This window comes from Enterobacter sp. PL_is379, from assembly GCF_055817355.1.
This window is the reverse complement of the sequence record NZ_JBVPGT010000026.1, coordinates 18,559-30,985: the sequence shown is the minus strand read 5'-3', so window position 1 is coordinate 30,985 and position 12,427 is coordinate 18,559. Positions and strand designations below refer to the sequence as shown.

General features: G+C 56.4%; 12 protein-coding genes. 2 read left to right on the top strand and 10 right to left on the bottom strand.

The window, feature by feature from the left end:
• Positions 1 to 45 precede the first annotated feature (45 nt).
• The 8 genes from dinB to AC0TOY_RS08040 all read right to left on the bottom strand — a co-directional run bounded on the left by dinB (position 46) and on the right by AC0TOY_RS08040 (position 7,252).
• Positions 46 to 1,104, bottom strand: coding sequence for a DNA polymerase IV (gene dinB, locus AC0TOY_RS08075; protein ID WP_473721695.1), 1,059 nt, complete (start codon positions 1,102 to 1,104; stop codon positions 46 to 48).
• A gap of 107 nt (positions 1,105 to 1,211) precedes the next feature.
• On the bottom strand, positions 1,212 to 1,415 hold the full coding sequence (gene nqrM, locus AC0TOY_RS08070; RefSeq protein WP_023615899.1) for a (Na+)-NQR maturation NqrM: 204 nt from the start codon (positions 1,413 to 1,415) through the stop codon (positions 1,212 to 1,214).
• Positions 1,415 to 2,638, bottom strand: a complete 1,224-nt coding sequence (gene nqrF / locus AC0TOY_RS08065; RefSeq protein WP_407859471.1) for an NADH:ubiquinone reductase (Na(+)-transporting) subunit F — start codon at positions 2,636 to 2,638, stop codon at positions 1,415 to 1,417. The genes nqrM and nqrF overlap by 1 nt, the downstream gene beginning before the upstream one ends.
• Positions 2,639 to 2,648: 10 nt before the next feature.
• On the bottom strand, positions 2,649 to 3,245 hold the full coding sequence (gene nqrE / locus AC0TOY_RS08060) for an NADH:ubiquinone reductase (Na(+)-transporting) subunit E (RefSeq protein WP_023334613.1): 597 nt from the start codon (positions 3,243 to 3,245) through the stop codon (positions 2,649 to 2,651).
• Between the two features lie 6 nt (positions 3,246 to 3,251).
• On the bottom strand, positions 3,252 to 3,890 hold the full coding sequence (locus AC0TOY_RS08055; RefSeq protein WP_024909466.1) for an NADH:ubiquinone reductase (Na(+)-transporting) subunit D: 639 nt from the start codon (positions 3,888 to 3,890) through the stop codon (positions 3,252 to 3,254).
• Positions 3,883 to 4,677, bottom strand: coding sequence for a Na(+)-translocating NADH-quinone reductase subunit C (locus AC0TOY_RS08050; RefSeq protein WP_024909465.1), 795 nt, complete (start codon positions 4,675 to 4,677; stop codon positions 3,883 to 3,885). Before AC0TOY_RS08050 ends, AC0TOY_RS08055 begins: the two co-directional genes overlap by 8 nt.
• On the bottom strand, positions 4,670 to 5,905 hold the full coding sequence (locus tag AC0TOY_RS08045) for an NADH:ubiquinone reductase (Na(+)-transporting) subunit B (RefSeq protein WP_061715914.1): 1,236 nt from the start codon (positions 5,903 to 5,905) through the stop codon (positions 4,670 to 4,672). The genes AC0TOY_RS08050 and AC0TOY_RS08045 overlap by 8 nt, the downstream gene beginning before the upstream one ends.
• Before the next feature lie 3 nt (positions 5,906 to 5,908).
• The gene (locus tag AC0TOY_RS08040; protein ID WP_407820552.1) at positions 5,909 to 7,252 is read right to left on the bottom strand and encodes a Na(+)-translocating NADH-quinone reductase subunit A; all 1,344 of its coding nucleotides are present in this window, start codon (positions 7,250 to 7,252) and stop codon (positions 5,909 to 5,911) included.
• 298 nt (positions 7,253 to 7,550) lie between these two features.
• Here AC0TOY_RS08040 and dpaA point away from each other — a divergent pair, with 298 nt between their 5' ends.
• Entirely contained in the window at positions 7,551 to 8,291 is a 741-nt protein-coding gene (gene dpaA, locus AC0TOY_RS08035) for a peptidoglycan meso-diaminopimelic acid protein amidase (RefSeq protein WP_024909462.1), read from the top strand.
• Here dpaA and AC0TOY_RS08030 read toward each other — a convergent pair.
• The gene (locus AC0TOY_RS08030; RefSeq protein WP_267214421.1) at positions 8,262 to 9,029 is read right to left on the bottom strand and encodes a class II glutamine amidotransferase; all 768 of its coding nucleotides are present in this window, start codon (positions 9,027 to 9,029) and stop codon (positions 8,262 to 8,264) included. The two genes, dpaA and AC0TOY_RS08030, sit on opposite strands and share 30 nt — an antisense overlap.
• Before the next feature lie 46 nt (positions 9,030 to 9,075).
• Positions 9,076 to 9,654: a D-sedoheptulose 7-phosphate isomerase gene (gene lpcA / locus AC0TOY_RS08025; protein WP_010427884.1), complete on the bottom strand. Its 579-nt coding sequence runs from the start codon at positions 9,652 to 9,654 to the stop codon at positions 9,076 to 9,078.
• A 239-nt stretch (positions 9,655 to 9,893) separates the two neighbouring features.
• Here lpcA and fadE point away from each other — a divergent pair, with 239 nt between their 5' ends.
• The gene (gene fadE / locus AC0TOY_RS08020) at positions 9,894 to 12,338 is read left to right on the top strand and encodes an acyl-CoA dehydrogenase FadE (protein WP_024909461.1); all 2,445 of its coding nucleotides are present in this window, start codon (positions 9,894 to 9,896) and stop codon (positions 12,336 to 12,338) included.
• Positions 12,339 to 12,427: the final 89 nt, after the last annotated feature.

Sequence of the window (12,427 nt, the reverse complement as noted above, 5' to 3'; positions counted from 1 at the left end):
AGGGTGAAAAACGCAGGCCCGGTAAGCGTAGCGCACCGGGCTTTTTTACAATCCTAATACCAACTGTCGCTCTAACTGCGGATCCAGCAGCGTGACGTGCAATCCCACCAGCCTCACCCCTCGCCCGCCTCGTCTTTCTTCCCATGCCTTTTTTGCCGTCGCGATAAGATCGTCTTTATTCAGTCGCGGCCAGACGTGTTCCTGCGTGGTCTGCTGGAAGTCGTTGAATTTTAATTTGATACCCTGACGGGCAATCAGCAGGTCTGGCTTCACCTTGCTTAAGCGTCGCTCCAGCTCCGGGTAGAGCTGTTCCGTGATAATGGTTTCGCATTCGGACCAGTCATGAATATCTTCAATGAGGGTGCGCTCAACGCCGACGGATTTCCGCAGCCGTTCGCTGTTCACATCGCGATCGTCAATCCCCTGGCTGCGCTCCCACAGCACGCGGCCAAACTTCCCGAAGCGCTTCAGCAGCATGGCGAGGTCGCTTCGCTGCACGTCTTCACAGGTCCGTAGCCCCATGCTTTCCAGCTTTGCGGCGGAGACTTTCCCGACGCCGGGGATTTTACCGAGCGGTAGCGTTTTCAAAAACGCAGGCACCTCTTCCGGCGTGATGACGTACTGGCCGTTGGGCTTATTTAAATCGGAGGCGATTTTGGCGAGGAATTTAACGGGCGCGACCCCCGCCGATGCCGTCAGATTCAGCTCGTTGAAAATCGTCTGGCGGATCTTCTGCGCCATCAGCGTGGCGGAGCCGTGGCAATGCACGCTGTCGGTCACATCCAGATAGGCTTCGTCCAGCGACAGCGGCTCTATCAGAGAGGTATAGCGGGAGAAGATTTCCCGAATATGAAGGGAAGCCTCTTTATAGGCGTCGAACCGCCCGGGCAGAAGCGTGAGATGAGGGCAAAGCTTTAAGGCCATCGCCGTCGGCATGGCGCTGCGCACGCCAAATTTGCGCGCAGGATAGTTGGCGGTGCTGATGACACCACGCTGAACGCGGCTGCCGCCAATGGCGATGGGAATATCCCGCAGCGCCGGGTTGTCACGCATCTCCACTGCTGCAAAAAAGCAGTCCATATCGACATGGATTATTTTGCGCATAGTAAGCCCTCACTCATCACTGGATAAGTATACAGTAAACAAATGAGGGTTGAGAAGTGTGCGTGGGAATTGTCGGGTGGCGGCTTCGCCTTACCCGACCTGGCAGATTAAATGATGCGCTGCTGCTCGCGGGCCATTCTTTTTTTCCGCGCATCGCACGGTTCCGGGCAGTCGCAGACCTTTTCCATCCCAATGGAGGAAATACCGCCGCAGCTGCCCTGAATGCTTTTCCGTTTAACGATCCAGCCTAACGACATGCCGAAGATGACAAGCACAAAAACCACAAAGGTTGCCAGAAACGTCAGCATCATCAGCCTCCAAAATCATCGAGCATGATGTTCTCATCTTCGACGCCGAGATCTTTCAGCATCTTAATCACGGCGGCGTTCATCATCGGCGGACCACACATATAGAACTCGCAGTCCTCGGGCGCCGGGTGCTGTTTGAGGTAGTTTTCATAAAGCACGTTGTGGATGAACCCCGTATAGCCCGTCCAGCTATCTTCCGGCTGCGGATCGGAGAGCGCCACATGGAAGGTAAAGTTCGGGTTTTCACGCGCCAGCTGTTCAAACTCGTCGTCATAGAACATTTCGCGCAGCGAACGCGCCCCGTACCAGAAGCTGATTTTACGCTTGCTGCCGAGCCGCTTGAGCTGGTCAAAAATGTGCGAGCGCATCGGGGCCATACCGGCACCGCCGCCGATAAAGACCATTTCCGCATCGGTATCTTTCGCAAAGAACTCCCCGAACGGACCGGAGATGGTCACCTTATCTCCCGGCTTCAGAGACCAGATATATGACGACATCACGCCCGGCGATGCATTCGGCACATTCGGTGGCGGCGTGGCGATACGCACGTTGAGCATAATAATGCCCTTCTCTTCCGGATAGTTGGCCATCGAGTAGGCGCGCAGCGTCGGCTCTTTTACCTCGGATACAAAGCGGAAGAGATTGAATTTGTCCCAGTCGGCGCGGTATTCATCCGGCACATCGAAGTCCGCATACGCCACGGTATGCTCAGGACACTCAATCTGAATGTAACCCCCGGCGCGGAACGGAACATCTTCCCCTTCCGGTACGCGCAGCTTCAGCTCTTTGATAAAGGTGGCTTTGTTATCATTAGAGATAACCTCGCACTCCCATTTTTTTACGCCGAAGATCTCTTCCGGCAGCTCAATTTTCATGTTCTGGCGCACCGCAACCTGACAGGCCAGACGACAGCCCTCTTTTGCCTCACGCTTAGTGATATGCGCCAGCTCGGTGGGCAAAATATCGCCACCACCCTCTTTTACCGTCACGCGGCACTGTCCGCAGGAGCCGCCGCCGCCGCAGGCTGAGGAGACAAAAATACCGTTACCGGAGAGCGTGTTGAGCAGTTTATCTCCCGCAGGCGTGCGGATCTGATTCTGCGGATCGTCGTTAATATCAATCACCACGTCGCCGGAATTCACCAGCTTCGCGCGCGCCGCCAGAATGAGTCCTGACAGCACCAGTACAATCAGCGTGAACATCACCACGCCAAGGATAATTTCCATCTGTTAGCCCTTATAGCTGCACACCGGAGAAGGACATAAAGCCCAGCGCCATCAGACCGGTGGTGATAAAGGTGATCCCTAAGCCACGCAGACCCGCAGGCACGTTGGCATATTTCATTTTCTCGCGGATCCCCGCCATGGTGACTATCGCCAGCATCCAGCCGATGCCGGAACCAAAACCGTACACCACGGATTCACTGAAGTTGTAATCACGCTGAACCATAAACGAGACGCCGCCAAAGATGGCGCAGTTCACCGCGATCAGCGGCAAGAAGATCCCCAGCGCGTTGTACAGCGACGGGAAGTACTTATCGAGGATCATCTCGAGGATTTGCACCAGCGCTGCGATCACCCCGATAAAGGTGATGAAGTTCAGGAAGCTGAGATCAACCCCTTCCACCAGCGCGCCGTCCCGCAGCACGAAGTTGTACACCAGATTGTTAATCGGAACCGACAGCCCCAACACAACCGTGACCGCCACCCCCAGCCCAAATGCCGTGGAGACCTTTTTAGACACGGCGAGGAACGTACACATGCCGAGGAAAAACGCGAGCGCCATGTTTTCAACAAACACCGCGCGCACAAACAAACTCAGGTAATGAGCCATCGTCGGTTACTCCTTTTCCTGCTGTTCTGGCTTCAGCGTACGAATCAGCCAGATCAGCAAACCGATAATGAAAAATGCGCTAGGGGCCAACAGGAACAGGCCGTTTGGCAGATACCAGCCACCGTTCTGTACCGTGTCCAGCACCGTGATGCCAAACAGCTTGCCGCTGCCAATCAGCTCGCGCAGGAACCCCACGGTCAGCAGGATCGCGCCGTAGCCCAGGCCGTTGCCGATACCGTCCATAAAGCTCGCCAGCGGCGGCATTTTCATGGCGTAGGCTTCCGCACGCCCCATGACGATACAGTTGGTGATAATCAGCCCGACAAACACCGAGAGCTGTTTGGAGGTTTCATAGGCGAAGGCGCGCAGCAGCTGATCGACCACGATCACCAGCGAGGCGATGATCGCCATCTGCACGATGATCCTCACGCTGTTGGGAATGTGGTGGCGGATCATCGAGATAAACATGCTCGAAAACGCCGTGACCAGCGTGACGGCCAGCGTCATCACCACCGCCGTTTCCAGCTTGGTCGTTACCGCCAGGGCCGAACAGACGCCCAGCACCTGCAGCGTGATCGGGTTATTAGCGAGCAGTGGGCCAATGAGCACCTTTTTCACTTCTTTCAGTTCACCGGTATCAGCCATTGTTCAGCGCTCCTTCACGTACGTTTTTCAGGAAAGGACCAAAGCCCAGCTCGCCCATCCAGAAATCAAAACTGTGCTGCACCCCGTTTGAGGTGAGCGTGGCGCCGGAAAGCCCGTCGACCGCGTAGTCGTCACCGGGACGTGCCGCCCCTTTCATCACCTTCAGCGCAGGCAGACCGTTATCGTCGAGCACTTTCTTGCCGACAAACTGTGCCCGCCAGTTCGGATTTTCCACTTCGCCGCCCAGCCCCGGCGTTTCGCCCTGGTCATAATACGTAATGCCTTTAACGGTGCGGCCATCCGTATCCAGGGCCACAAAGGCATACATCATTGACCACAGGCCGTTGCCGTAGATCGGCAGTACCACTTCCTGAATGCGTTTTTGGGGGTCACGCACCAGGTAAATTTCGGCCAGGTTGCTGCGGCGCTTAATCCCGGCGGGATCTTGCGATGCCTCGAGCGTCACGCTCATCTGCGGATCTTTCAGCGCCAGCGCCTGGTTGAAGGTTGCCGGGTCTTTATCCAGCAGTTCACCCGTTTTTAAATCCACCAGCCGCGCGGAAATACGTTCGGCAAAGACGGCCGAAACGTCGTCTGCGCTCATTCCTTCCTGCATCAGCCCGGCCACGGCCAGAATGTTGCGCTGTTTATCCAGCGCGCGTTGCTCCTGCTGCAGGGGTTTTAACCCCACGGCAGAACCGGCCACGACGATGGAACAGACCAGACAGAGCACCAGCACCACCAGCAGCGTTTTGCTGATGCTGTCGTTATTTTTAACCTCAGCCACGCGCCTTCCTCCGCTTGATGTTGGCCCGCACCACCAGGTAGTCGAACAGCGGCGCAAACAGGTTGGCAAACAGAATGGCCAGCATCATCCCTTCCGGATACGCCGGGTTGACCACGCGGATCAGGACACACATCGCGCCAATGAGCACGCCATAGCTCCATTTACCTTTGTCTGTAAACGAGGCCGAGACCGGGTCCGTCGCCATGAACATCATGCCGAACGCGAAGCCCCCCAGCACCAGATGCCAGTACCACGGCATGGAGAACATCGGGTTGGTAGTAGAACCAATAACGTTGAACAGGGTGGCGGTCAGCACCATGCCGATCATCACGCCCGCCACAATCCGCCAGGAGGCCACACGTCCGAAAAGAATGATCGCCCCGCCAAGCAAAATCATCAGCGTCGAGACTTCACCGATGGAGCCCGGAATGTTGCCAATAAAGGCATCAAGCCAGGTGACTGGCTGACCCGTCGCGTTGTTCACCAGCGTTTCGCCACCGTGGGCTGCCCACTGTGAAAGCGGCGTCGCGCCGGAAAAACCGTCTGCCGCCGTCCAGACCAGATCGCCTGAGATTTGCGCCGGATAGGCAAAGAAGAGGAACGCACGTCCCGCCAGCGCCGGGTTGAGGAAGTTCCGCCCGGTGCCGCCGAAGATCTCTTTGGCAATCACCACGCCGAAACTGATGCCCAGCGCTGCCTGCCAGAGCGGTAAGGTGGGCGGGACAATCAGGGCAAACAGAATCGAGGTCACGAAGAAGCCTTCGTTGATCTCGTGTTTACGGATGATGGCAAACAGCACTTCCCAGAAGCCGCCCACGATAAATACCGTGAGGTAAATCGGCAGGAAGAACACCGCGCCCAGCGTCATCATACTGATCCAGCCCGCGTCTGCAGCGAAGCTCACCCCTAACGAATGGGCCAGACGGTAGTGCCAGTCAGACTGAAGCACCTGCGCCAGCTGCTGCGCATCGTACATGTGGTGCAGCGCCGGAATGGTCTGCAGACCGACGTTGTACATCCCCCAGAACATCGCCGGGAAGACCGCAAACCACACCAGGATCATCATCCGCTTAAGGTCGATGGCGTCGCGAACGTGCGCCGCGCCTTTCGTCACCAGCCCCGGCGTGTAGAAAATGGTCGCCGTTGCTTCATACAGCGGGTAGTACTTTTTGAGCTTCCCTTCGGTAAAGTGCGGCTCAATTTTTTCAAAGAGGTGTTTTAAGCCCATCGGTTATCCTTCCTGCTCAATGCGGGTTAACACCTCGCGCAATACCGGTCCATATTCGTATTTTCCAGGACAGACATAGGTACAGAGCGCCAGATCTTCTTCGTCAAGCTCCAGACAGCCCAGCGCCTGCGCGCTGTCGGTATCACCGGCGAGCAGATCGCGCAGCAGCATGGTCGGCAGAATATCCAGCGGCATGACGCGCTCGTAGTTACCAATCGGGACCATGGCGCGCTCGCCGCCGTGCGTACTGGTCGAGAAGCTAAACAGCTTATTACGCAGGAAATGGCCCAGCGTAGTGCGGGTAACGGAATATTTTTCCGCACCGGGCAGCACCCAGCCGAACAGCTCTTTCTCACGCCCTTCCTGCACAATGCTGACCTGCAAATGAAAACGTCCCAGATACGCGTGTGCATTGGCAGCATGGCGTCCGCTGAGGACCGAACCGGAAATCAGGCGGTTTTCACCCTCTTTGGTTTCCCCCACCAGCAGTTCATTGATGTCTGCTCCCAGCAGCGTCTTCACCAGGCGCGGGTGTGCAGCCTGCGGCCCGCCGATGGCGATGACGCGTTCCGCGCAGAGTTCACCCGTCGTAAAAAACTTACCGATGGCGATAACGTCCTGGTAATTCAGATGCCAGACCCGCTTCGTCAGGCTTACCGGCTCAAGAAAGTGGATGTGCGTTCCGACCAGACCCGCCGGATGCGGGCCAGCAAACTCATTAAACGTGACCTGCCCCTGCGGATGCCCGCCAAGCTTGCCGCCGCCGGCCTGGCAAACGTGGACTTTCCCTGACGTGAGGCGGGTTAAAACGGTCAACCCGGCATCGAAGGCTTTGCGCTGCGCCAGGATAACCGGCTGCGGGTCCACGCTAAGCGGATTGGTGTCGATGGCCGTGACGAAAATCGCGGCCGGTTCCGTGCCCGGAACAGGGGATTTGCTGAAGGGACGCGTACGAAGCGCGGTCCATAAACCGGACGCCAGAAGCTGAGCCTGAACGGCGTCACGGCTCAGCGACGCGAGGTCTGCGGCATCGTAATGGGCGAATTCACGCTGTTCGTTGCCTTCAATGCGAATAACCACCGACTGCAGAACGCGTCGTTCGCCACGGTTAATCGCCACAACGGTGCCGCTCGCGGGCGCCGTAAACATCACGCCGGGATTTTTTTTGTCCTCAAAGAGCGCCTGTCCTTTGATCACGCGATCGCCTTCCTGTACCAACATAGAAGGTCGCATTCCCAGGTAGTCGTCGCCCACAATGGCGACATGATTAACGCTTGCGCCTGTCGAAACGTGCTGCGCGGGCACGCCTGCAATCGGCAGATCAAGTCCTTTTTTTATTTTAAACATGTGGTTAGCAGGTTTCCATGAACAACAATCCAGTGGGCGCGAAGTGTAACATTTTCCCCTTCTCGCGGGCAGGGAATCCGCCGTAGCGCGTGCCAAATTGCGAGCTAATGCGCAAAGTTCCTGGAGCCATCGCGATTTTGATGGTTTATAAAGTAAAACTAATTTGTAAACTCACCGCCCGGCTCTTGCGAAAATCTATAGCGGTGCTAATGTGAGCGCTCCTAACAGAATAATCTGATTTCGGGTCTCTTTTGCCGTCCTGGCAAGTTGGTCATGGTTTTATCAAGGAACTAGTAGTATGCGTAAAATCGCATTGTTCATTGCGATGCTTCTGATTCCGTGCATGTCGTTTGCCGGACTGCTCAGCAGTAATAGCTCAACGACGCCGGTCAGCAAGGAATATAAACAGCAGTTAATGGGATCGCCGGTTTATATTCAAATCTTCAAGGAAGAACGCACTCTCGATCTGTTTGTGAAAATGGGCGAGACCTATCAGCTGCTTGATAGTTACAAAATTTGTAACTACTCCGGCGGGCTGGGGCCAAAACAGCGTCAGGGCGACTTCAAAAGTCCGGAAGGGTTCTACAACGTTCAGCGCAGCCAGCTCAAGCCTGACAGCCGCTTCTATAAAGCCATTAACATCGGCTTCCCGAATGCCTATGACCGTGCGCACGGTTATGAAGGTAAATACCTGATGATCCACGGTGCCTGCGTGTCTATCGGCTGTTATGCGATGACCGATTCCGGCATTGATGAGATATTCCAGTTCGTGACCGGCGCGCTGGTCTTTGGACAGCCTAGCGTACAGGTCAGCATCTATCCGTTCCGCATGACGGACGCCAACATGGCGCGTCACAAGTACTCATACTACGCGGATTTCTGGAAACAGCTGAAGCCAGGTTACGACTACTTTGAGCAGACCCACAAGCCACCGGTGGTCTCTATCGTAGATGGCCGTTACGTGGTCAGCAAACCGCTGAGCCACGAAGTCGTCCATCCACAGCTGGCGTCAAATTACACGGTCCCCGAGACAAAATAGCACCCACTCGCCTGGCATAATCTTTTGCCAGGTTTCGTTGCCCGTCAGCGGCTGCGTTGCAATGACTGTGACCACATCGTTCGGTGTGGTCTCCTTCTGAAAGTCTATCTCCACATCCTGATCCAGCAGCGTCGCCACGCCAAACGGCGCACGGCGGGTGATCCAGAACAGATTCGTCGAGCAGAACGCCATCACATAGCGGCCGTCAGAGAGCAGCATGTTGAACACGCCTTTTTCACGCAGCTCGGTCGCCAGCGTCGCGATGTATTTGAACACGGCAGCCATGTTGCTGGGCGTGCGGGGATAGCGCTCCGTCAGTTTGTGCAGCAGCCAGCAGAAGGCTTTTTCGCTATCCGTTTCGCCGACCGGGCGGAAATTGCCCGTCTCCAGCGACTTATAGCCCGTGAGTTGCCCGTTGTGCGCGTAGGTCCAGTTACGGCCCCACAGCTCGCGGGTAAACGGATGGGTATTTTCCAGCGCCACTTCGCCACGGTTAGCCTGACGGATGTGGGCGATCACCGAGCGGGACTTGATGGGGTAGTCCTGCACCAGTTTGGCAATCGGTGAGTTAAAGCTGGGCTGTGGATCTTTGAACGTGCGACACCCTTTGCCTTCGTAGAAGGTGATGCCCCAGCCGTCTTTATGCGGCCCGGTTCCTCCACCGCGCTGAACCAGCCCGGTGAAACTAAAGCAGATATCGGTTGGCACATTGGCGCTCATCCCGAGCAGTTCGCACATACGTCACCTCCACAACAGCGGGGGCAAGAGTGCCCCCAGCGAAGTCTTACTTAACCATCTCTTTTTCGATCAGCTGGATCAGGATGTGGATCACTTTGATGTGAATTTCCTGAATACGGTCAGCATAACCGAAGTGCGGAACGCGGATTTCAACGTCCGCCGTACCGTCCATCTTACCGCCATCTTTACCCGTCAGGGTGATGACTTTCATCCCTTTTTCACGCGCGGCAGCGATCGCTTTGATCACGTTGCCGGAGTTGCCGGAGGTAGAAATCCCCAGCAGCACGTCGCCTTCACGGCCTACCGCTTCAACGTAGCGGGAGAAGATGTGATCGTAACCGAAGTCGTTGCCTACGCAGGAGATGTGGCTCACGTCTGAAATCGCAATCGCCGGGTAGCCCGGGCGGTTTTCGCGATAGCGTCCGGTCAGCTCTTCTGCGAAGTGCATCGCGTCGCAGTGGGAACCGCCGTTACCGCAGGAAAGCACTTTGCCGCCGGCTTTGAAGCTGTCGGCCAGCAGGACCGCTGCGCGCTGAATAGCGTGAATATTGGCATCATCTTTCAGAAAGTTCGCCAGCGTTTCCGCCGCTTCGTTCAGTTCGTTACGAATAAGATCCTGGTACATGAGGATAATCCTTCAGTATTGATGAAATAACACAGTGGAGTGTACCGGATAGCGCGAAAAGCGAGAAGCTAAAGCCATGCGAATCGTCCGGCGTTTTGATTTTTTGTGCCGGCTAAAACACGAACAATGTGAACCAGGTTGTAATTATTTTGTAAACACATTGCTAAAGGAATTTACATCAACTACAACCATATCATCACAAGTGGTCAGACCTCCTACAAGCAAGGGAGCTTTTCTTTATGATGATTTTGAGCATTCTCGCAACCGTTGTTCTGCTCGGTGTGTTGTTCTATCACCGCGTAAGTTTATTCCTGAGCAGCCTGATTCTTCTGGCCTGGACGGCTGCGCTTGGCGTCGCAGGTCTCTGGAATATCTGGCTTTTAGTCCCTCTTGCCATCATTCTTCTGCCGTTTAACCTGGCGCCGATGCGTAAATCAATGATCTCTGCGCCGGTGTTCAAAGGCTTCCGCAAAGTGATGCCGCCAATGTCGCGTACCGAGAAAGAAGCGATTGATGCGGGCACTACCTGGTGGGAAGGCGACCTGTTCCAGGGCAATCCGGACTGGAAAAAGCTGCATAACTATCCGCAGCCGCGCCTGACCGCGGAAGAACAGGCGTTTATTGACGGCCCGGTAGAAGAAGCCTGCCGTATGGCAAACGACTTTGCCATCACCCACGAAATGGCCGATCTGCCGCCAGAGCTGTGGGCGTACCTGAAAGAGCATCGCTTCTTCGCGATGATCATCAAGAAAGAGTACGGCGGTCTGGAGTTCTCCGCTTACGCTCAGGCTCGCGTGCTGCAAAAGCTGGCAGGCGTTTCCGGGATCCTGGCGATTACCGTTGGCGTGCCTAACTCCTTAGGGCCGGGCGAACTGCTGCAGCATTACGGTACGGAAGAGCAGAAAGATCATTACCTGCCGCGTCTGGCACGCGGTCAGGAAATTCCGTGCTTCGCGCTGACCAGCCCGGAAGCGGGCTCCGATGCGGGCGCGATCCCGGATACCGGCGTGGTCTGCATGGGTGAGTGGCAGGGCGAGCAGGTGCTGGGCATGCGCCTGACCTGGAACAAGCGTTATATCACCCTGGCACCTATCGCCACCGTGCTGGGTCTGGCCTTTAAGCTCTCTGACCCGGAAAAACTGCTGGGCGGTGAAGAAGATCTGGGCATTACCTGTGCGCTGATCCCAACCTCTACCCCAGGCGTCGAGATTGGTCGTCGTCACTTCCCGCTGAACGTGCCGTTCCAGAACGGTCCGACCCGCGGTCAGGATATCTTTGTGCCGATTGACTACATCATCGGTGGCCCGAAAATGGCCGGTCAGGGCTGGCGTATGCTGGTGGAATGTCTGTCGGTGGGCCGCGGCATTACCCTGCCGTCGAACTCAACCGGCGGTCTGAAGTCGGTCGCGATGGGGATTGGTGCCTACGCTCACATCCGCCGTCAGTTCAAAATCTCCATCGGTAAGATGGAAGGTATCGAAGAGCCGCTGGCGCGTATCGCGGGCAACGCCTACGTGATGGACGCCGCCGCCACGCTGATTACCTACGGCATTATGCTGGGCGAAAAACCAGCCGTACTGTCGGCCATTGTGAAGTACCACTGTACCCACCGCGCGCAGCAGTCAATCATTGACGCGATGGATATTGCAGGCGGTAAAGGCATTATGCTCGGCGAAGGCAACTTCCTGGCGCGCGGCTATCAGGGCGCACCGATTGCCATCACCGTGGAAGGCGCAAACATCCTGACCCGCAGCATGATGATCTTCGGTCAGGGCGCAATTCGCTGCCATCCTTACGTTCTGGAAGAGATGGCCGCCGCGCAGAACAACGACGTGGATGCCTTCGATAAGCTGCTGTTCAAACATATCGGTCACGTGGGCAGCAACAAGGTGCGCAGCTTCTGGCTGGGCCTGACGCGCGGCCTTACCAGCGCCACGCCGACCGGCGATGCGACCAAACGTTATTACCAGCATCTGAACCGTCTGAGCGCCAACCTGGCCCTGCTGTCTGACGTTTCCATGGCGGTGCTGGGCGGCAGCCTGAAGCGTCGCGAACGTATCTCTGCCCGTCTGGGCGATGTGCTGAGCCAGATCTTCCTGGCCTCTGCGGTCCTGAAACGTTACGACGATGAAGGCCGTCAGGAAGCGGATCTGCCGCTGGTGCACTGGGGCGTGCAGGATGCGATGTATCAGGCTGAACAGGCGATTGACGATCTGCTGGCGAACTTCCCGAACCGCTTTGTGGCAGGCGCCCTGCGCGTGGTGATCTTCCCGACCGGTCGTCACCACCTGGCGCCGTCCGACAAGCTGGACCACAAGGTGGCGAAGATCCTGCAGGTACCGAGCGCAACCCGCTCCCGTATCGGTCGTGGTCAGTATCTGACGCCGACGCCACATAACCCGGTGGGTCTGCTGGAAGAGGCGCTGCTGGACGTGATGGCTGCCGATCCGATTCACCAGAAGATCTGTAAACAGCTGGGCAAAAACCTGCCGTTTACCCGTCTGGACGAACTGGCAAAACAGGCGCTCGCCGGTGGCATTATCAATAAAGATGAAGCCGCTCTGCTGGTGAAAGCTGAAGAGAGCCGTCTGCGCAGTATTAACGTGGATGATTTCGAACCGGACGAACTGGCGACGCAGCCGGTAAAGCTCCCGGAGAAGCACCGTAAACCTGAAGCGGCGTAACGCGTTTCGCTTATACAAACCCCGCCGCGCGCGGGGTTTTTTATTGCCACATTTTCTCGTTATGTCGTGCTACAGTGTCAAAAAGTGGT